Here is a 20,682-nt window from a genome sequence, read left to right as displayed (position 1 = left end):
GCCATGCTTTTTTATGGACCAATGGCTATACAAGCAGCGGGAGAGCAAACATGCCGAGCATTCCGCCGCTGACACCGAGCCAGAGCAGTGCGTAACGCTCGCGGAGCACACCTTTGCGGATGCAGTGCAGCACGAGTCCTACAAACAAGATTGCGATGATAAGGAGAGCAAGCTGAATCAGGCCGGGCATAAGCTCAATCCTTTCATAAAGCCTCCTTCTTGCTGCTGCCGAGGCAGCGGGAGGCATCCCTTTTAACTTTAGCATGGTCGAAAAAAAGGGCTCGTATACTTATTGACGAAACAATAAAGCTTTGTTATGATTCAATTCATAGTAATTAAATAGGAATTGTATGAATCCACCGGACCAACCGGAGACGCACAGCCGCAGAGCATTTATGCCTGCCGCCATGCGTCTTTTTGTTTTCCGGCAGGCGGACCGACCATCCCCTTGGAGGTTTCGCATAGAGATTTGGCAATGTCAGAGGCGATACGCCTCCTATCAGAGAGGGGAAATGACCATGTTTCACTTGTACAAAGACCATGTTAAATCCGCAGCTTCGGCTGCTTCCAAACGATATCGGCTCAGAAACCGGGCCGCAGTGGCGCTTGCGACTTTGCTCGCCGCCGCAGTGCTCGCAGCAGGATGCGGCAGCTCCTCTGCCGGAGGGGAGTCGAAGCCGGCGTCCTCCGAACAAGCCGGTGAACCGGAGACGCTGGAGCTGCGTTATCAGGGAACGGTTGGCGGCGTAACGTTCCCTGAATTGGCCGAGGATCTCGGGTACTTGGCTCCGGTTAAGCTGAAATGGATCGGCAACACGATCAGCGGCCCGCAAGATATCCAGACGGTGGCGACGGGCCAGGCGGATTTTGGCGGAGCGTTTAACGGGGCGATCATCAAGCTGGTATCGGCTGGCGCTCCAATCCGTTCGGTTATCAGCTATTACGGCATGGATGAGCTTAACTTCAGCGGTTACTACGTGCTGGAGGGCAGTCCGATTAAAAGCGCGCGCGATCTGATCGGCAAAAAGGTTGCGATGAACACGCTGGGCGCCCACGCCGAATTTGTGCTTAAGGAATATTTGCAGCGGGGCGGGCTGACCGACGAGGAAATGAAACAGGTGACGCTGGTGGCGCTGCCCCCGGTCAATATCGAGCAGTCGCTGCGGGCCGGTCAAATTGACGTAGCCGTACTGGGAAGTATTTTGCGGGAGAAGCTGGTTGAACGAGGCGGGGTTAGACAGCTGTTCAGCGATTATGAGCTGTTTGGAACGCAGAGCGCGGGAACGATTGTATTTACGAACAAATTCATTAAGGAAAACCCCAATACGGTGCGCAAATTTGTTGAAGCGACGGCTAAAGCCATTGAATGGGCCCGAACTCAGCCAAGGGAAACCGTCATTAAACGCAGCGAAGAGATCATTAAAAAGCGCGGCCGCCAGGAGGACGGTACAATCGTCAAGTTCTGGAAAACAACGAGCATTGCCGGCAAGGGCGGAACGATTCGTCCAGAGGAATTTGAGACTTGGCGCAAATGGCTGGAGAAGAGCGGAGATAAGGAAGCGGCCAATGTGAAACAGGAGGATCTATTTACAAACGAATTCAATCCTTACAAGGATGAGGATAAAAAGTAGAGCGGCAGAGGTACAGCGGGAGGAAAGATGCTGGCATAACGGACAGGGACAATTGCGGCAATAAGAAGGGAGAATGCGGATATGAGTCATGCAGAACAGCAAAGCCGTTCATTGGAGGAAGTTAAAATCAGTTTTCAGGACGTGACTAAAAGGTTCCGTGTCCGCGAAGGCCGGACTGTATCGGAATTCACCGCGGTAGAGGGCGTTAATCTGGATGTGCGTCCTGGCGAGTTTATGGCGGTCGTTGGGCCGAGCGGCTGCGGCAAATCAACGCTGCTGGATCTTCTTGCCGGCCTGTCCGAGCCAACCTCGGGACAAATTTTACTGGACGGCAAGCCGATATCCGGCCCTGGTCTGGACCGTGGCATCGTGTTCCAGCAGTATGCGCTTTTTCCTTGGCGGACGGCGCAAGCGAACATTGAGTTCGGCCTGGAGGCCAAAGGATACGGCGTGAAGGAACGCCGGGACTGGGCGAGGCATTATCTGGAGCTGGTCGGCCTGGCGGGCTTCGAAAACCGTTATCCGCATGAGCTGTCCGGCGGAATGAAGCAGCGGGTTGCCATTGCGCGAAGTCTGGCTTTCGATCCGGAGGTGCTGCTGATGGATGAACCTTTTGCGGCGCTGGACGCCCAGACCCGGGAAAGCCTTCAAGCCGAATTGCTGCGCATTTGGGAGCGGACGGGAAAAACGATTCTGTTCATTACGCACGGAATTGATGAAGCCGTTTATTTGGGTCAAAGGGTAGCGGTCATGACGGCGCGTCCCGGCCGCATCAAACGAATTGTCGACATCCCGATTGATAAGCGCTCTGAGGAAGAAGATATTCGCTCCGGCGCTGAATTCGGCGCTTTGCGCCATGAGATATGGAGCGAACTGCGCACGGAGGTGCAGCGCTCGCAGGCACTGAGGCAAGAGCTGGGCAGCGGGAGCGGGACGAAAAAAGCGAGATAACGATAAGAGAATCCGAAAATTAAACGATGAAGGGAGCAAATCGCGATGAGCCTAAACAAAGCGTTGGCAGCAGGAGGGCTGGCAGGCGGTAAAGCGGATGTTGGAGGCGCTGCGGTTGTCGGGGCGAGGATAAAAGCGGCGTCAGCCAAGGTGGTTCGCAGCACGGCGGCAATCGCCGGTCTGGCTGCAATTTGGGAGCTTGCGCCTCGGCTAGGCCTCGTAGACGCAACCTTTCTTCCTCCTTTGTCCAAAGTCATTGAGGCGTGGTGGGAGCTCGCCGTATCCGGAGCGCTGCTGGAGCATTTTCAAGCAAGTATTATGCGTTCTGTAAGCGGATTGCTGCTCGCAATCGCATTTGCGATTCCGCTCGGCCTGGCCATCGGCTACTACAAGCCGGCTGCAGCGTTTCTCAATCCGCTGCTGGAGCTGTTCCGCAATACGGCGGCGCTGGCGCTGCTTCCGGTGTTTATCCTTATTCTCGGCATCGGCGAAACTTCAAAGGTATCGATTGTCCTTTACGCGTGCTCCTGGCCGATCCTGCTCAGTACGGTAAACGGCGTACGCAACGTCGATCCGCTGCTCGTCAAATCGGCGCGCTCCCTGGGCATTTCGCCGTTTAAGCTGTTTCTGAAAGTCATTCTTCCGGCCTCGCTGCCGTCGGTATTTACCGGCATTCGCTTGGCAGGGGCTTCCTCAATCCTTGTGCTGATCGCGGCGGAAATGGTTGGAGCCAAGGCGGGACTCGGCTATTTAATCAATTATGCTCAATACAACTTTCAAATTCCTGAGATGTACGCCGGGATTTTAACGATATCGGCGCTTGGGCTGCTCATTAACCAAGGGCTTATCGCCATCGAGCGGAAATTTTCCGGCTGGAAAACTGGCCCGGACCGCTGACCTGCAGAGGCGCTCCAAAAGCAAACCCGGGAGCAGGGCGCAGTCAACACGTTTTTACCGTTAATGTACAAGGAGGAGTTAACGATGGCAAGATCAGATAAAATGCGCTTGGGAGCGTTCATGATGATTCCCGGCCACCACGTAGCCTCGTGGAGATATGAGCATAGCAACGCGCAAGGCGTGCTGGATTACAGCTTTTATCGTCAAGTAGCGCAAACCGCCGAGCGGGGCAAATTCGATATGGTTTTTCTGGCGGACGGTTATGCGGTGCACGAGCGATTCCCGCTGGCGCTGGAACAGGCGGTGCAGGTCAGATTGGAGCCGATGACGCTGTTGTCGGCGCTCTCCTCCGATACGCAGCGCATTGGTCTCGCTGCGACGGTGTCAACAACGTACAATGAGCCGTTCCACGTTGCACGCAAATTCGCCTCTCTCGATTATATTAGCGGGGGGCGCGCCGCCTGGAATGTTGTTACCTCGCATACGGATGACGAAGCGCATAACTTCAACCGTGACAAACATTTGCTGCATGAGCTGCGCTACGAGCGGGCCGAGGAGTTCGTCGATGTCGTGCGCCAGCTTTGGGACGGATGGGAGGACGACGCCCTGTTGGCGGACAAAGAAACGGCGCGTTTTGCCGACCGGGCCAAAATCCACCGTACCGACCACCGGGGGAAATGGTTCCAGGTGCAGGGGCCGCTTAATGTTGCCCGCCCGCCGCAAGGGCATCCCGTCATTATCCAGGCTGGCGCTTCCGAGCCCGGCAAGGAGCTGGCCGCGCGAACAGCCGAGGTGATTTTTGCGGCATGGCAGACGCTAGGGGAGGCGCAGGCATTTTATCGCGATGTAAAAGGTAGGCTTGTGCGCAATGGCCGCAGACCGTCCGATCTGAAAATCATGCCCGGCGTATTTCCGATTATCGGCCGCACGGAGGAGGAGGCACGCGAGAAAAAAGCGCGTTTTGAAGAGTTGATTCCCGTTGAAACCGGTGTAGCGCTCCTCTCCGGGCTGATTGGATTCGATCTTAGCTCTTATCCGGTTGACGGCCTGCTCCCGGAGCTGCCAGCTGTTGAGCAGGTCGATTTCAAAAGCCGTTTCCAGCTCATCAAAGATTTAGCGGACCGTGAAGGGTTGACCATCCGCAAGCTGTATCAGCGTATTGCGGGCGCGCGCGGGCACCGGGAAATTCTCGGGACGCCGGTGCAGGTCGCCGATCAGCTCCAGGAATGGTTCGAGGCCGAGGCAGCAGACGGCTTTAACGTCATGCCTCCTTATTTGCCGGGCGGACTGGAGGACTTTGTTGATCTCGTCGTGCCTGAGCTGCAGCGGCGCGGGCTGTTTCGCACTGAATATGAAGGCAAGACGCTTCGTGACAATCTTGGATTGAGTCGTCCAGACAATTATTATGCCGAGAAAGCAGCTGCTCCTCCAAGCAAAGCTACTGCAGGATAAATCGTTCGGTATTCGGTATGCTGCTGCAAATAGAAAGACTGCTCCTTTTGTCATGAAGATGACGAAGGGGCAGTCTTTTTTGTGCAGAGGAGCTGATGGAAGCGCAAGTAGGCTAAACTTAGCTCCCCGAATACAGGGTAAACACAACGTACAAGCAGCTGAGCTGACGCAGCAGCCGTCCATAACATGGCGACGCGGAGTGGCACACGACGGCGTTTTAGCTGGATAGCCGCGCCCGCAGCCAGCAATGCCCCTGCACAAAGTCTTATTCTTTTCTAAATTTTAACGGCAGACGAACGACAAACTCCGTCCTCCGCTTATTGCTGCTGACCGCAATTTGACCGCCGTGCAGGTCGAGGATAATGCTTTTGACGATAGCTAGCCCGATTCCGCTGCCGCCGGTTTGTCTGGAACGTGAGGCGTCCACCCGGTAAAACCGGTCAAACAAATGGGGCAGATGGTTAACCGGAATAGGCTCCCCATAATTGCGGAATATAATTTCCGCGCTTGGCTGAAGCACCGTGGTTACTTCTTGTTCAGCCTGCTCATTGCGCTGCCCCGTTATCTTTTCAGAATCAACGGATGCCGGGCTGTCTTCTTCTAATTCGTCATCCTTATGGATGTTTTCCCTTAAAAAGATGTCGATCCCTTTCTCCGATGCCCCGTACCTGATGGCGTTGGTCATCAGATTTTCAAAAGCCCGCACAAGCAGCTCAGGATCGGCGGAAACAAGCAAAGGACCCGGGGAAGGATGCAGCGTGCAGCGCATTCCTGCCTCCTCAAGCAGCGGATGGAGCTCTTCTATCAGCTGTCCGAGAAAAGGATTCAGGTCCAGCCGTTCCGGCTGAAGCGGCATCCCTCCGCCCGCAACGCGGGTATATTCAAACAAGTCATCAATCAGCTTGCGCAGCACAAGCGCCTTGTCATAAGCGATATCGACATACTGACGAAGCTCCAGCTCGTCCCGGTAGCGGTCATTTTGAATATATTCCAAAAAGCCGAGAATGGATGTGAGCGGGGTCCGCAAATCATGAGAGACGCCGGTAATCAGATCGTTTTTTGCCTGAACAGCCGCTCGTTCCTCCGCTTGGGCAAGCTGGAGCTGCTGAGCCATCTCGTTAATGGTCCGCGACACCGTCCCCAGCTCGTCGCTGCTCTCATCGTTAATTCGATGCTTAAGATTGCCCTCGGCAATTTGCGTGAGACCGTCTGTAATGGAATCAAAACGCTTCAGGAAGCGCAGGGACAACCAGAAGAACAAACCAAAAAACAAAAAAATGCCGCCAAAGATCATGACCGGAACAGACCCAACCGTTTCCATAATGAACCAGAGCAGCTGTGTGAGCGGAAATGAACCGCTCGGATTGTACTTAAGCAGCAGTTTTGTCAGCGTGTATCCGATCCAGAGCAGCGGGGCGACAGCAGCGATGCTGATCAGGAAGCGGAGCAGAAGCTTCCAGAGCATGGATTGAAGCAATCGGACGATCATCGCTCAGCTCCGATCCATCTTGTAGCCGACGCCCCAAACGGTTTTAATATACCGGGGCTGGCGCGGATTTTGTTCAATTTTTTCCCGCAGTTTGCGGATATGAACCATGACGGTATTGCCGGATTCAAAAAACGGCTCCTGCCAAATGTTTTCGTATAACTGCTCAATGCTGTACACTCGCCCCGGGCTGCGCATCAGCAGCTCCAAAATGCTGAACTCCCTCGGTGTGAGGCGCACATCTTGATCTTCAACGGTAACCTCGCGTGTGAGCGGATTCAGCATAATACCGTCATGAATCAAGATGCCGTCGTTATTTTGGTTGAGACGGGCCTCTTCTGCCGGAGTCTGGTACGCGGCATAACGGCGCAGCTGGCTTTTGATACGCGCCACGAGCTCCAGCGGCCCGAACGGCTTGGATACATAATCGTCGGCCCCAACGCTTAGGCCGTGAATTTTATCGATCTCCTCACTTTTGGCGGAGAGAAAAATAATCGGCATCTGCTTGCGCTCGCGAATTTCCATACACACCTCGATCCCGTTCATGCCGGGCATCATGACATCCAGCACAACGAGATCGACCGGTTCGCGGTCAATAATTTGAAGCGCCTCCTCTCCGTTGGGAGCGGTCAGCAGGCGGAAGTTCTCTTGTTTTAAATATAAGCTCATCAGCTTGATGATCTCCGCTTCATCGTCGACCATCAGCACGGTATATTCTTTCAACGGCTCATCATCCTTTCTACTGTTCAGTATAACGAACAAGTTCTGTTGAAATTCTTACTTTTTTCTTTGTTTGCCTTTAATGGAGAACGGCGAAATGGTAAACTTTGAAGGATACGTCTGATCTTTAAGGAGCCTGTTGTGGCCAAAATAAAAGTTAAGTTCGCTTGTACGCACTGCGGGACAGAGTCGCCAAAGTGGCTCGGGAAGTGTCCGGGCTGCGGCGAATGGAACACGATGGTTGAAGAAAAGGAAACGGTCGTCAAGACGGCCGGGGTCGGCCTGTCCGGGCCGATGGGCCGTGTGACGAAAGAAAAGCCGCGTTCCATCATAGATATTAATACGGGACAGGAGCCGCGCATCGAGAGCAGCATAGGCGAGCTCAATCGGGTGCTGGGCGGGGGCGTCGTTCCCGGATCGCTAATTCTTGTCGGAGGAGATCCTGGTATCGGCAAGTCTACGCTGCTGCTGCAAACTTCCCATGCGCTTGCCTCGGCGGGGCTTAAGGTGCTGTACATTTCGGGCGAGGAATCCGTCCGCCAGACAAAGCTGCGCGCGGATCGACTTGGGGCGCTGACAGAATCGCTTTATGTGCTTTGCGAAACGAATATGGAGCATATTAATGATGCCATCGATTCGCTGAAGCCTGATTTTCTCGTCATCGACTCCATTCAAACGGTTTATGATCCAAGCGTCCAGTCGGCTCCGGGCAGTGTTGCCCAGGTGCGGGAGTGTACGGCGCATTTCATGCGCACAGCCAAGATTAGCGGCATCGCCACGGTGCTGGTCGGCCATGTGACGAAGGAAGGCGCAATTGCCGGACCGCGATTATTGGAGCATATGGTCGATTGCGTCCTATATTTCGAGGGAGAGCGCCATCATTCCTACCGGCTTCTGCGGGCGGTCAAAAATCGGTTCGGCTCCACAAATGAAATCGGCATCTTCGAAATGGGTGAGGACGGTTTGCGCGAGGTGGCCAATCCGTCGGAGCTGTTTCTGTCGGAGCGGCCGCTCGGCGTATCCGGCTCCACAGTTGTTGCCAGCATGGAGGGAACTCGTCCTGTGCTCGTGGAGCTGCAGGCGCTCGTCGCGCCGACGCATTTCCCGTCACCGAGGAGAATGTCGACCGGCTACGACCATCACCGCATGGCGCTGATTATTGCCGTGCTGGAAAAGCGGATTGGCTTGTTCCTGCAGACGCAGGACGCTTACCTGAATGCGGCAGGCGGAGTGCGGCTGGATGAGCCGGCTGTTGATTTGGCGGCGGCGGTGGCGCTTGCCTCCAGCTTCAAGGACGCTCCGACAAAGCCCGATGACGTTATTTTCGGCGAGGTTGGACTTACGGGTGAGGTGCGTGCCGTGTCGCGTGCGGAGCAGCGGGTTAAGGAAGCTCAAAAGCTGGGCTTTAAGCGAGTGATTATGCCGGAAAAAAGCCTCAAGGGGTGGAAGCCGCCGGACGATATTCGAATTATCGGTGTAAATACGGTCGCGGAGGCATTACGCGCGGCGCTGGAATAGGGGGTTGCCAGATTATGAAGGAAGTAAAAGAAATTGAAATAACGAACCAGCTGCTGCAGCTGGTCGCCCCGGGGACGGCTTTCCGGGAAGGGCTTGATAATGTGCTGCGGGCCAAAACCGGCGCGCTGCTTGTTGTTGGATACAGCCCCGAGGTTATGGAGGTTGTCGACGGCGGATTTTCAATCAACTGCGAGTTTTCGCCCAATTATTTGTATGAGCTGGCCAAAATGGACGGTGCGATCATCCTTAGCGAGGACCTGAAGCGGATTCTGTACGCCAATACTCAGCTTATCCCGGACCCCTCCACGCCTTCGACCGAAACCGGTATTCGCCATCGTACCGCAGAGCGGGTAGCCAAGCAAACCGGAAGGCTAGTGGTATCAATTTCGCAGCGGCGCAATATTATTACGCTGTATATGGGTAATCTTAGATATTCGCTAAAAGACATGGGAGTTATTTTGACCAAAGCCAATCAGGCGATTCAAACATTGGAGAAATACAAAGCGGTGCTCCGTCAATCGTTCACGAACCTGTCCGCGCTGGAGTTCGAGGAGTTAGTCACGATGCAAGAGGTGGCGCATGTCATTCACCGGGTGGAAATGGTGCTTCGCATCAAAATGGAAATCAAGCGTTACGTCAATGAGCTCGGCACGGAAGGCCGGCTGATCAGCATGCAGATGGAGGAGCTGATCGGCGGAGTGGAGGAGGACGCCTGGTTCCTGCTCAAGGACTACGCCCGCGACAACAGCGATGAGAAGCTGCGGGAGATCCGCATGGGGCTCAAAAAGCTCAGCAACGACGAGCTGATGGATGCTCCGCATGTAATTCGTCTGCTGGGCTACCCGCAAGGCTCTTCCATTGTGGATGAAGCGGTACAGCCAAGGGGTTACCGTCAGATGTACCGGATTCCGCGCCTGCCGCTCGTCATTATGAATAACCTGATTGAGCGATTCGGCAACCTGCCGAATATCGTCATGGCGACAATCGCTGAACTGGATGAGGTGGACGGAATCGGCGAGGTTCGCGCCCGCGCCATTAAGGAAGGATTGCGGCGTATTCAAGATCAAATGTTCATTGACAGGCAAATCTGATTCCCCTAGAATGGGGGAATGCCATTGGGCTCTAATGGATGAAGGTGGAAAATATTCCATGCCTGATTTCAAGCTCCACCGGGCATAGTAGAGATGAGGTGGAAACGCGTGTTTGCAAAATCATTGCCGAGTCTTTTTACGATAGGTAACCTGTTCCTCGGGATTGTGTCGATCATTCTCGTGTTTAACGATAAACCGGAAATGGCCGCGATGATGGTTATCGTCGCGATGCTGCTGGACGGCGTCGACGGTCGGGTAGCCCGCGCGCTGAACGTGCAGAGCGAGTTTGGCAAGGAGCTCGACTCTTTGTCCGACGTCATTTCCTTCGGGGTGGCTCCGGCCTTCATTATGTATGTAGTTGCGTTTCAGGATTTGAACTCCGACGCGGCTTCCTGGATTGTCACCGCGATCTTCCCGATCTGCGGCGCGCTCCGGCTGGCTCGCTTCAATGTCATCAGCGGAATACCGGGATATTTTGTCGGCTTGCCGATTCCGGCAGCTGGCGGCATTCTGGCGACGCTGGCGCTGTTTTACAAGGACATTCAGCCTTGGGTACTCATGGCGAGCACGCTTGCTCTGGCTCTGCTGATGGTCAGCACCGTGAAGTATCCGAACTTCAAGAAGTTCGGCCTGCCTAAGAGCGCGATCTGGAGCATTCCCATCGTCGTTGTCATTGCAGTGGCGCTTGGTATTGCGTTTCCCGATCAGCTGAGCAAAATCATTTTTGTGCCGCTGCTGATCTATGCGCTGTACGGCCTAAAAAAAAACGTTAACGTTCACGGGCGTCTCCGCCGCCGCAGCCGCCGCAAGAAGGGCGACGAGGAACGGAGATCGAAGCATAGCGTTTAGGTCTGAAATAAAAGGCAATCCCCATCCAGCTTAACGCTTGGGGATTGCCTTTTTTGTTTGATTCTTATAGATATTTGGCGGGGCTAGGCGGGAGCACGTTGCTCGTTTGCCGTCATAGTCATAGGACGAAAATTGCTCGCACGGCTTCTCCTTAAGGGCATCAAACACCCTAAAAAAAGAAACCTGCTCAAGCGAGTTTCTTCTCTTGGCCTCTGCCGCGCATTTCGAATATTATGGTTACTGGCTGAGATAAAAGTTATATCCTTTAATATCGAAGTAGTGTTCCATCCTCTTCTGAAAAGCCCTTCTCCCATTGGAACTGTTCTGGCGTTCGGCCTCATACTCATAAAGATCTAAATAAAGGTTAAGCATCTCTTCGCCGATATAACTTTGCTCATGATGAGCGATAATTTCATCTAGTATTTCAGCTCCATTAAAATGCGCTGTAATGGCATAACTTCCAGGTTCGTAATAAATCCATCTTTCACTCATCGTTGCTACCTTCCTATTCTATCTGGGTAAGCCCGTTATTGGTCTTATTTCGCCCGAAACAGCCCAGGTGAGCTGAAATAAGCCCGTTATAGGTCTTATTTCGTCCCAAACAGCCTGAGTGAGCTGAAATAAGCCCGATATTGGTCTTATTTCGTCCCAAACAGCCCAGGTGAGCTGAAATAAGCCCGATATTGGTCTTATTTCGATTCAAATAGCCTAAGTGAGCTGAAATAAGCCCGTTATAGGTCTTATTTCGATTCAAATAGCCTAAGTGAGCTGAAATAAGCCCGTTATAGGTCTTATTTCGATTCAAATAGCCTAAGTGAGCTGAAATAAGCCCGTTATAGGTCTTATCTCGCTCCAAACAGCCTGAGTGAGCTGAAATAAGCCCGTTATAGGTCTTATTTCGCCGCAATCAGCCCAGGTGAGATGAAATAAGCCCATTATTGGTCTTATCTCATCCCAAACAGCACTGCTGGGCTTAAATAAGCCCGATATAGGTCTTATCTCGTCCCAAACGGCCCAGCTGCCCCCCCAAGAAGACCAATTTTGACCCTATTGGCGGTTCACTACACAAAAAAAGATCGCGTAACCCTTCCACAAGGAAGGATCGCGATCTTTTGTGCTTATAAGGGTTATGTCAGATTAAACACGCCGAGCGTGGAGCATTTAGCCGATTCGGCCTTTACGACCTCATCCAGATCAATCTCAAGCAGGTTGCAAAGAGCGGACATGTAGAACAGGTTGCGGCCCAGCTCGGCTTTGAGCACGTCGCGGCAGTTCTCGCAAACGGAGCCGTCCATGTGGGTTTCCAGCAGCTTTTTGGCTGTTTCCAGCTCAGGATCGTCCGAGTAAGGCTGTTTTGTGGCCTGAATCTCGACACAGCCGCATTCGGTGACGGTTTTAGCTACAGCACGGTTGACCGCTGCCCCGGTCTGGCCGAACTTGGACAGTACATCAAGCACGCTGCGGTGCCGCAAAATTAATTCCGATACCTGCTGCTGAAACTCGTTAAGCGTTGGAGCGCTCATCGTACCCACCTCTTTCGCATGTTTTATCCTAAAAAAAATAACTATTTTCGGAATGAAACGCACTGCTCCGCCAATGACGGCGTAGCCGCTTCACCCTTGAAATATAAGAAAGTATAAGTACCTATTATACTGTGCTCTCATATTTCTTCGGAATGAAACCTGTTGGTTCGCCAAGGTCGGCATCAGCCGTTCACCTTGTATAGAGCTATTATAAGCTTGCCTTCGGCGGAATACAAAAACGAAATAAGCTTTATGAGAAATCCTTCATATGAGACAGAGCTCTATTGCCTAAAAAGTTGCGGTCCTGCGCGGTTTAGCCGCATTGGAATTGGAACATACTGGCTAATGGAGGTGGCAAAATCGATATGTTAAAACGTATTCTGCAATTACTAGGACTTGTATTTGGCGGTATGCTCGGCTCTCAAGCCGGAATTGGTACGGGAATGTCTGCCGGAGTCGGCAGCTACAGCCCGCTCGCCGGCGGTTATGGCTCATTTGGCTATTACACCGGCCTTGCCGTAGGAGCTTTCTGCGGACTGTTGCTCGCGACTGCGCTCGCAGGCCGCATACAGCGGCTGCTCGGAGAAGGCGCGCGCCGCGCTTCCGAACTGCCGGCGGCGGATCTGCTTGCCGGAGCGGCGGGCTTGACCGGAGGCCTGGTGCTCTCCGCGCTGCTGTATCCTTCCGTTTCCCGGCTGCCCGAGACGGCGGCGATGATTGTACCGGCGCTGCTGACGCTTGGTCTCGGCTACATCGGCCTTATGGTTGGCGTCCGCAAAAAGGAAGAGCTGTCCGAGGGGCTTCAAACGCTGCTGCAGCCAAAGGCTCTGCCCGAGCCGGAAAAGGTGGAGCCGGTCAATTTTGAAGAGCATAAAATTATGGACACAAGCGTCATCATCGACGGCAGGATCGCAGACATTTGCAAAACCGGATTTATTGAAGGAACGCTTGTCATCCCTGAATTTGTGCTGGAGGAGCTGCAGCATATCGCGGACTCGTCCGACCTGCTCAAGCGCAACCGCGGCCGCCGCGGGCTGGATATTTTGAACAAAATTCAAAAAGAGCTTGATGTGAAGGTGCTGATCTACGAGGGAGACTTCGAGGAGATCGGCGAGGTGGACAGCAAGCTGGTCAAATTGGCAAAGGTGCTGCGCGGCAAAGTGCTTACAAATGATTTTAATCTCAATAAAGTATGCGAGCTGCAGGGCGTGTCCGTGCTGAACATTAACGACCTGGCAAATGCGGTTAAGCCGGTTGTGCTGCCGGGTGAGGAAATCGTCGTGCAGATTATCAAGGACGGCAAGGAGCATGGGCAGGGCGTTGCTTATTTGGATGACGGTACGATGATCGTGGTCGAGGGCGGCCGGGATTACATCGGCATGACGATGGAGGTGCTCGTTACGAGCGTGCTGCAAACGTCTGCGGGCCGGATGATTTTCGCCAAGCCAAAGCTGTTGGAAAAAGCGCTGTAACAAGGTATGATAAGGAAATAATCGTTACGGCGGGATGTGAGCGGATTGACAGACAGCAGGAAGCCTGCGGACGGCGCAATTGTGGGAATGCCGGATAAGGCCCGGCAGGTTCATTCCGAAGCGGCGGACAAGCCCCGCTGGGGCGCAGTCATCGTAGCGGCGGGCCGCGGCACGCGAATGGGCACGGCAGAGAGCAAACAATTCCTTGAGCTGCGCGGCAAGCCGGTGCTTATTCATACGCTGGAGCTGTTCCAGAGTATGGCGGAAATCGCCGAAATCGTGCTTGTGACGGGAGCGTCCGACGTGGAGCGGTGCCGGGAATGGTGCCGCTCTTACCGCTTGTCCAAGGTGACGGCGGTATTGGAGGGCGGCAGCGAGCGGCAGCATTCCGTACGGCTTGGCCTCGCCGGCTTGCAGTCGGAATGGGCGCTCGTGCACGACGGCGTGCGGCCGCTCGTTACGGCGGATGCGGTCCGCGTTTGCCTGAAGCGGGCGGAGGAGACGGGGGCGGCCGTGCTGGCGGTTCCGGTCAAAGACACGATCAAGCAGGTCGACTTGAATGGCGTCATTACGGCTACGCCGGACCGGAAAAGCTTGTGGGCGATTCAAACGCCGCAAGCTTTTCGCCGTGTCCGGCTGCTGGAAGCGCATGAACAGGCGCTGCGTGACGGCTTCCTTGGCACGGACGACGCGATGGCGGTGGAGCGGCTCGGCGATTTGGTGTCGGTGGCAGAGGGTGAATATACGAACATCAAGATTACAACGCCGGAGGATTTGCCGTATGCGGAATTCCTTTTGGCACAGCGGGAGAGGGGAAACTAAATATGATTAGAGTTGGACAAGGCTTCGACGTCCATCAGCTGGTGGAGGGGCGTCCGTGCATTATCGGCGGCGTCACGATTCCATACGAAAAAGGGCTGCTCGGCCATTCCGATGCGGATGTGCTGCTTCACACCGTAGCGGATGCGCTGCTCGGCGCGCTGGCGCTTGGCGATATCGGCAAACATTTCCCGGATACGGACCCTGCGTTCAAGGATGCGGACAGCCTGAAGCTGCTGGAGCATGTATGGGGCTTGGTTAAGGAGCGCGGCTACCGGCTCGGCAACCTGGACTGCACGATTATTGCGCAAGCGCCAAAAATGGCTCCTTACATCCCGGCTATGGTGGACATTATCGCCAGCGCGCTTGAAGCGACGGGGGATCAGGTCAATGTAAAAGCGACCACGACGGAGAAGCTCGGCTTCCCGGGCAGAGGCGAGGGCATCGCCGCTCAGGCTGTTGTCTGCCTTGTTAAGAATATGCTATGATCAGAGGCACTTATTTTTGAGATTTTCAGACTAATTTCGGCAATTTAATTGAGGGGGATCAACGTCTCATGGCACAAGCTAACCAGGAGGTCCGCGTCCGCTACGCGCCGTCCCCAACGGGCCATTTGCATATCGGCAATACGCGTACCGCACTGTTCAATTATTTATACGCCCGCAAGCATGGCGGCAAATTCATCGTTCGGATCGAGGATACGGACGTGAAGCGCAACGTTGCCGGAGGCGAGGAAAGCCAGCTCAAGTATATGAACTGGCTTGGCATTACATGGGACGAAAGCGTGGACATCGGGGGAGGCTACGGCCCTTACCGCCAGACGGAGCGTCTCGACATTTACCGCGAATATTGGCAGCAGCTAATGGACCAAGGGCTTGCTTACCGCTGCTATTGCACAGAGCAAGAGCTGGAGCAGGAGCGCGAGGAGCAGACGGCGCGCGGCGAAACGCCACGCTACTCGGGCCGCCACCGCGATCTGACGCCGGAGCAGCAGGCAGCGTTTGAAGCGGAAGGCCGCGTGGCGAGCATCCGTTTCCGCGTTCCGCAGGACCGCACCTATACATGGGACGACATGGTCAAAGGCACGATCAGCATCGACACGAAGGAAACGGGCGATTTTGTCATCGTCAAAAAGGACGGGATCCCGACCTATAACTTCGCGGTTGCGGTTGACGACCATCTGATGCGCATCTCCCACGTGCTGCGCGGCGAGGATCATATTTCCAACACTCCGCGCCAGCTGATGATATATGAAGCTCTTGGCTGGGAACCGCCGCTGTTCGGTCACATGACTTTGATCGTCAATGAGCAGCGCAAAAAGCTGAGCAAACGCGACGAGTCGATTATTCAGTTCATCGAGCAGTACGAGCAGCTCGGCTTTTTGCCGGAAACGCTGTTCAATTTCATCGCCTTGCTTGGCTGGTCGCCGGAGGGCGAGCAGGAGATGTTTACCCGCGAGGAGCTGGTAGAGGCGTTTGATTCCGCGCGTCTTAGCCGCAGCCCTGCGGTATTCGACACGACTAAGCTGGCGTGGATGAACAACGAATATATCAAAAAGCTGGAGCTGCCGCGTCTGGTCGATCTGTGCCTGCCGCATCTGCAAAAAGCCGGACGCGTTGGCGCGGAGCTTGACGCAGCAGAACGAGCGTGGGCGACCGATCTGATCGATCTGTACCGCGATAAGCTGCGCTGGGGTGCGGAAATCGTGCCGCTAACCGAGCTGTTTTTCCTGGAGCAATACCAGGACGAGGCGGAGGCGAGCGAGGTGCTGGCGGAAGAAACGGTGCCTGCGGTGCTGACTGCTTTCCGCGCGGGACTGGATTCGCTGGAGCCGGAAGCGTGGAATGAGGACGGCATCAAGGCGCTGATTAAATCCGTGCAAAAGGAAACCGGCTGCAAAGGCAAAGCGCTGTTTATGCCGATTCGCGCCGCAGTGACGGGGCAGACGCACGGCCCCGATCTGAACCGCACCATCGTGCTGCTCGGCCGCGAAAAAGTAGCGGGAAGAGTAAGCGCGCGGCTGCAGGGTTAACCGGAAGCAACTGCTTGGCTGGACGGGGAGTGCCAGTGGCCTGCGTTATGGAGTGTTGGAACGTGTGAACGTGACAAGCTCCGTCAGCAGCGGATGCTGCAAACGGGCAGCCTCGCCGCTGCGCGGCCCTTGGCGCTTAGCTCCTTGCACTTTGCGGCTTTAGGAGTATACTAAAGGTAATTGTTAAGTGCATCAGAGCCAACAGGCTATGAGCAGGAGAGGAACGCCATATCCGGGATTGCAGAGAGGACATCCGTCACGCAGCCGGTCTTTTGCGAATTATGCAAAAGGCTACGGCAATCGGGCGGCTGCAAGATGTCCATCCCTGGCGGCGCGTCCAATGCACCTGTGAGCCTTGCTCCGAGCCTGCGGTTTCCGTTTATTTGCATACGGGGCCCGCAGAGGTAGGCGGCAACGTCCGGCCCGCGTTAAGGGCATCGAGATACAGGGCTGTAATCGGCCGCTTGTCCAACGTTATGCCATAGGCAGCAATTGCTGCGGCGGCGTGCATCCGGACTGGCGGCTGGCCCTGTACCGCAGAGTGGAACCGCGATATTGCGCCTCTGCAGCCCTTGGGCTGTGGGGGCTTTTTTGCGTAAAGTGCGGCAATTGTAACGATTAACTGTTAACCGCTAACGCAACGAAACGCCTTATATCACTGCAAGCGGCTTAGCGGGTTCATTTTCCACCCAAGTATCCAAGCTTTGTTGTCGAAACGACGGCGAAGCCGTATTAATTGCTTATTGGCAGAGGTCTCTTCCTGGTCCCGGCCCGCACGAAGCGCCGCGCCTGACGGGAGCATGAAGTCCATATAGGGGGCTAAAGGCATGTTACGACATATCAAATCAGACATAAGGGCAGTATTCGACAATGATCCCGCCGCGCGCAGCATGTTTGAGGTGGTTTTTACCTACTCCGGCTTGCATGCGATCTGGGCGCACCGGGTTGCGCATATGCTGTTCAAGAAGAGACTGTTCACGCTGGCGCGTATCGTATCCCAGGTCAGCCGGTTCATGACCGGCATCGAGATTCATCCTGGAGCGCGGATCGGCAACCGTCTGTTCATTGACCACGGAATGGGCGTTGTAATCGGGGAAACTTGCGAGATCGGAGACGATGTCGTCATTTACCAAGGCGTGACGCTCGGCGGTACCGGCAAGGAGCGGGGCAAGCGTCATCCGACAATTGGCAGCAACGTTGTTATCGGGTCCGGCTCCAAAGTGCTGGGCTCGTTCCGGGTTGGAGACAACTGCAACATCGGCTCCAATTCCGTTGTTTTGCGCGAAGTGCCGGACAACAGCACGGTCGTGGGCAATCCTGGCCGTATCGTGAAGCAAAACGGCCTGCGCGTCGGCGACAGGCTGGATCATACAAAGCTGCCCGATCCGGTTATTGAAATGTTCCGAAGCATGCAAAATGAAATTAACGTCCTGAGGGCCGAAGTGGAGGAGCTGCGCGGAAGCGCCGCCTCGCGGAAGCCCTTGGAGCAGCAGCCGGTCAAAATGCCGGCAGGCGGAGGAGAGCTTTAACGATGAGTTTGCATATTTACAATACAATGAGCCGGAAACGGGAAGCGTTTATTCCCCAAGAACCGGGTAAAGTAAAGATGTACGTGTGCGGTCCGACCGTTTACGACTACATTCATATTGGCAATGCGCGGCCGGCGATCTTTTTCGACGTTGTCCGCCGTTATTTGGAAGCGGTCGGTTACGACGTGAACTTCCTGGTCAACTTTACGGATGTCGACGACAAGCTGATTCGCAAGGCGGAGCTGCTCGGCACGACGGTGCCGGAGGTGGCGGAGCGGTTCATAGCGGCTTTTTACGAGGACACAGAGGGGCTCGGCGTACAGCGGGCGACTTTTAATCCGCGTGTGACGGAGCATATCCCGCAAATCGTCGCTTTTATTGAAGAATTGGTTCGCAAAGGAGCCGCATATCCGAGCGCCGGCGATGTGTATTTCCGCACAAAATCATTCGCGGATTACGGCCAGCTGTCCCATCAAAATATGGAGGAGCTGCAGCTTGGCATCCGTATCGGCATCGACGAGCGCAAGGAAGATCCGCAGGACTTCGTATTGTGGAAAGGCGCCAAGCCGGGCGAAATCAGCTGGGAAAGCCCATGGGGGCCAGGCCGTCCGGGCTGGCATATCGAATGCTCCGCCATGGCGCGGCAGTATCTGGGCGATACGCTGGACATCCATGGAGGCGGCAACGATCTTCAGTTCCCGCATCATGAATGCGAATGCGCCCAGTCGGAGTCGCTGACCGGCAAGCCGCTCTCGAATTACTGGATGCATAACGGATTTATTAACATTGACAATCAAAAAATGTCGAAATCGCTCGGCAACGGCGTAACCGTCAACGAGCTGTTGAAGCGCATCAAGCCGGAAGCGATTCGCTATTTTATGCTTTCCGGGCATTACCGGGCGCCGCTGAATTTCAGCGACGATACGGTAGAGCAGGCATTAGGCAGCGTGGAACGGATCGCCAATTGCCGCGTTAACCTGGAGCACCGGCTGAACGCGGTATCGCCAGACGGCTCTCACGAGGCGGGCTTTACGGTTAACGCTGGAGCGCCAGTCGGCACATTGCGCTACGAGCCTTCCTCTGGTGATGAGACGCTGGACGCCCGGCTTCGGGAGCTAACCGTGCGGTTTACGTCCAAAATGGACGACGATTTTAATACGCCGGATGCGATAACCGTTCTGTTCGAGCTCGTAGCGGAGGCGAACGGACTGCTCAAGCAGCCGGTTGTGCCTGCCCGCTTGATTGACGCGATGATAGGACTAATGGATACCATGAACAGCGTGCTCGGCCTTCTGCCGGCTTCCGCCGAAGCGGCGGGGCTTCTGGATGCGGAAGTGGACGCGCTTATTGCAGAGCGCACACAGGCGAGATCCGACAAAAATTGGAAGCGTGCCGACGAGATTCGCGATCTGCTGGCGGAGCAGGGAATCCTTCTGGAGGATACGCCGCAGGGCATCCGGTGGCGGCGCAAATGAGTGAACATGCGGAAGCCACCATGCAGCCGCTGCCGTTCGAGCCGCCGTCAAAAACGCCGGAGCTGCTGAATCCCGTCGTGCTGGCGTATGCCGGCGACGCAGTGTTCGAGCTGCTGGTCAGGCAGCATCTTATCGCTGGAGTGCAGCTGAAGCCGAATCAGCTGCACCGCGCGGCTACCGGCATCGTCAGCGCCAAAGCGCAGCGGCGGTGGCTGGAGTTATGGGCGCCGCAGCTGAGCGAGGAAGAGCAGGATGTCGTGCGCCGCGGGCGCAATACAAAATCCGGGCAGCCGCCGCGAAATGCAGACCCGCATGATTACCGGCTGGCAACGGCAATGGAATGCCTGATCGGATTTTTATACTATAAAGGCCGGGTCGAAAGAATCCGGGAATTGATGTCGGCGGTATTTAAGGAATGGGATGAAGACCGCCGGAAGGAGAATGGGCATGGCTAACAACAGGACGACTCAAAACACGGAGCAGGAGCAAGAGCAGGGGCAGGATTGGATCGCAGGCAAACATCCCGTCCTCGAAGCACTCCGCTCCGGCCGGGAGCTGAATAAAATTTGGATTGCCGACACGGTGCAAAAACAGTCGGTGTCGCCTATTATTGCCGAGGCGAAACATGCGGGCATCGTTGTGCAATTTGTCGATAAGCGTCGGCTTGACCAGCTAGGGTTGGGGGTTCAGCATCAGGGAGTTGTCGCTCAGGCGGCTGCTTACCGCTACGCTGAGGTGGACGAGCTGCTGGCGCGGGCCAAGTCCAGCGGGCAAACGCCGCTGCTGCTTATTTTGGACGAGATCGAAGACCCTCATAATCTCGGCTCCATCCTGAGAACGGCGGAATGCACCGGTGTGCACGGCGTCATTATTCCAAAGCGCCGGGCTGCCGGCTTGACTGCAACGGTATGGAAAACATCCGCCGGAGCAGCGGAGCATGTGCCTGTGGCGCGCGTCACTAATTTGGCTCAGACGATTGAAATGCTGAAGCAGGAAGGCATTTGGATCGCAGGAGCCGATGTGAGCGCCAGCGGTGATGTATACCGGACCGACTTCAACCTGCCGCTCGCGCTGGTTATCGGCAACGAGGCGAAGGGCATGGGCAGGCTGATTCGCGAAAAATGCGATTTTTTGGTGAAGCTGCCGATGCTCGGCCAGTTGAATTCCTTGAACGCTTCCGTTGCTGCTGGCGTGCTCATGTACGAGGTTGTCCGGCAGCGCAGGGGCGTTTAGCCGG

General features: G+C 55.2%; 20 protein-coding genes. 15 read left to right on the top strand and 5 right to left on the bottom strand.

The genetic code is table 11. The features are described from left to right. Nucleotides 1-25: 25 nt before the first annotated feature. Nucleotides 26-190 (bottom strand): DUF2304 family protein, encoded by a 165-nt coding sequence (locus M3223_RS22710; RefSeq protein WP_251565910.1) that lies wholly within the window; start codon nt 188-190, stop codon nt 26-28. A 328-nt stretch (nt 191-518) separates the two neighbouring features. Between M3223_RS22710 and M3223_RS22705 the strand changes: the two genes are divergently transcribed. From M3223_RS22705 to M3223_RS22690, 4 genes are all read left to right on the top strand, one after another. Continuing rightward, the gene (locus M3223_RS22705) at nt 519-1,631 is read left to right on the top strand and encodes an ABC transporter substrate-binding protein (protein ID WP_251565908.1); all 1,113 of its coding nucleotides are present in this window, start codon (nt 519-521) and stop codon (nt 1,629-1,631) included. 81 nt (nt 1,632-1,712) lie between these two features. Beyond that, nucleotides 1,713-2,582 (top strand): ABC transporter ATP-binding protein, encoded by an 870-nt coding sequence (locus M3223_RS22700; RefSeq protein ID WP_251565906.1) that lies wholly within the window; start codon nt 1,713-1,715, stop codon nt 2,580-2,582. A gap of 45 nt (nt 2,583-2,627) precedes the next feature. Next, nucleotides 2,628-3,479: an ABC transporter permease gene (locus M3223_RS22695; RefSeq protein ID WP_251565904.1), complete on the top strand. Its 852-nt coding sequence runs from the start codon at nt 2,628-2,630 to the stop codon at nt 3,477-3,479. Between the two features lie 84 nt (nt 3,480-3,563). Further along, nucleotides 3,564-4,931: an LLM class flavin-dependent oxidoreductase gene (locus M3223_RS22690; RefSeq protein ID WP_251565902.1), complete on the top strand. Its 1,368-nt coding sequence runs from the start codon at nt 3,564-3,566 to the stop codon at nt 4,929-4,931. 265 nt (nt 4,932-5,196) lie between these two features. Here the strand turns inward: M3223_RS22690 and M3223_RS22685 are convergent, their stop codons facing one another. Next, nucleotides 5,197-6,420 carry a sensor histidine kinase gene (locus M3223_RS22685; protein WP_251565900.1) on the bottom strand — a complete coding sequence of 408 codons (1,224 nt, stop codon included), beginning with the start codon at nt 6,418-6,420 and terminating at the stop codon, nt 5,197-5,199. A gap of 3 nt (nt 6,421-6,423) precedes the next feature. Next, nucleotides 6,424-7,140 carry a response regulator transcription factor gene (locus tag M3223_RS22680; protein WP_251565898.1) on the bottom strand — a complete coding sequence of 239 codons (717 nt, stop codon included), beginning with the start codon at nt 7,138-7,140 and terminating at the stop codon, nt 6,424-6,426. A gap of 138 nt (nt 7,141-7,278) precedes the next feature. Between M3223_RS22680 and radA the strand changes: the two genes are divergently transcribed. The 3 genes from radA to pssA all read left to right on the top strand — a co-directional run bounded on the left by radA (nt 7,279) and on the right by pssA (nt 10,595). Then, entirely contained in the window at nt 7,279-8,655 is a 1,377-nt protein-coding gene (gene radA, locus M3223_RS22675) for a DNA repair protein RadA (protein WP_251565896.1), read from the top strand. 14 nt (nt 8,656-8,669) lie between these two features. Continuing rightward, nucleotides 8,670-9,746, top strand: a complete 1,077-nt coding sequence (gene disA / locus M3223_RS22670) for a DNA integrity scanning diadenylate cyclase DisA (protein ID WP_251565894.1) — start codon at nt 8,670-8,672, stop codon at nt 9,744-9,746. A 108-nt stretch (nt 9,747-9,854) separates the two neighbouring features. Further along, nucleotides 9,855-10,595 (top strand): CDP-diacylglycerol--serine O-phosphatidyltransferase, encoded by a 741-nt coding sequence (pssA, locus tag M3223_RS22665; protein ID WP_251565892.1) that lies wholly within the window; start codon nt 9,855-9,857, stop codon nt 10,593-10,595. 237 nt (nt 10,596-10,832) lie between these two features. On the opposite strand, the gene M3223_RS22660 is transcribed toward pssA, so the two are convergent. Together M3223_RS22660 and M3223_RS22655 are read right to left on the bottom strand one after the other, a co-directional pair. Then, entirely contained in the window at nt 10,833-11,087 is a 255-nt protein-coding gene (locus M3223_RS22660) for a hypothetical protein (protein WP_251565890.1), read from the bottom strand. A 635-nt stretch (nt 11,088-11,722) separates the two neighbouring features. Next, nucleotides 11,723-12,118, bottom strand: coding sequence for a DUF1573 domain-containing protein (locus tag M3223_RS22655; protein WP_251565889.1), 396 nt, complete (start codon nt 12,116-12,118; stop codon nt 11,723-11,725). A gap of 365 nt (nt 12,119-12,483) precedes the next feature. On the opposite strand from M3223_RS22655, the gene M3223_RS22650 reads away from it, so the two are divergent. From M3223_RS22650 to rlmB, 8 genes are all read left to right on the top strand, one after another. Beyond that, nucleotides 12,484-13,590 (top strand): PIN/TRAM domain-containing protein, encoded by a 1,107-nt coding sequence (locus M3223_RS22650; RefSeq protein ID WP_251565887.1) that lies wholly within the window; start codon nt 12,484-12,486, stop codon nt 13,588-13,590. A gap of 87 nt (nt 13,591-13,677) precedes the next feature. Beyond that, on the top strand, nt 13,678-14,412 hold the full coding sequence (gene ispD, locus M3223_RS22645) for a 2-C-methyl-D-erythritol 4-phosphate cytidylyltransferase (RefSeq protein ID WP_251565932.1): 735 nt from the start codon (nt 13,678-13,680) through the stop codon (nt 14,410-14,412). A gap of 2 nt (nt 14,413-14,414) precedes the next feature. Continuing rightward, nucleotides 14,415-14,897 (top strand): 2-C-methyl-D-erythritol 2,4-cyclodiphosphate synthase, encoded by a 483-nt coding sequence (ispF, locus tag M3223_RS22640; RefSeq protein WP_251565884.1) that lies wholly within the window; start codon nt 14,415-14,417, stop codon nt 14,895-14,897. 68 nt (nt 14,898-14,965) lie between these two features. Next, entirely contained in the window at nt 14,966-16,441 is a 1,476-nt protein-coding gene (gene gltX / locus M3223_RS22635; RefSeq protein ID WP_251565883.1) for a glutamate--tRNA ligase, read from the top strand. Between the two features lie 827 nt (nt 16,442-17,268). Continuing rightward, a complete protein-coding gene (gene cysE / locus M3223_RS22630) occupies nt 17,269-17,970 on the top strand; it encodes a serine O-acetyltransferase (protein ID WP_251565881.1) in 702 nt (233 codons plus the stop codon). 2 nt (nt 17,971-17,972) lie between these two features. Continuing rightward, nucleotides 17,973-19,445: a cysteine--tRNA ligase gene (gene cysS / locus M3223_RS22625; protein WP_251565879.1), complete on the top strand. Its 1,473-nt coding sequence runs from the start codon at nt 17,973-17,975 to the stop codon at nt 19,443-19,445. Beyond that, nucleotides 19,442-19,900 (top strand): Mini-ribonuclease 3, encoded by a 459-nt coding sequence (locus M3223_RS22620; RefSeq protein ID WP_251565877.1) that lies wholly within the window; start codon nt 19,442-19,444, stop codon nt 19,898-19,900. The genes cysS and M3223_RS22620 overlap by 4 nt, the downstream gene beginning before the upstream one ends. Next, nucleotides 19,893-20,678, top strand: coding sequence for a 23S rRNA (guanosine(2251)-2'-O)-methyltransferase RlmB (rlmB, locus tag M3223_RS22615; RefSeq protein ID WP_251565874.1), 786 nt, complete (start codon nt 19,893-19,895; stop codon nt 20,676-20,678). Before M3223_RS22620 ends, rlmB begins: the two co-directional genes overlap by 8 nt. Nucleotides 20,679-20,682: the final 4 nt, after the last annotated feature.

The organism is Paenibacillus pasadenensis (genome assembly GCF_023715725.1).
Taxonomy (GTDB): domain Bacteria; phylum Bacillota; class Bacilli; order Paenibacillales; family Paenibacillaceae; genus Paenibacillus_O; species Paenibacillus_O pasadenensis_A.
The sequence above is the reverse complement of the archived record's forward strand: the minus strand, read 5'-3'. Positions and strand labels throughout refer to the sequence as shown.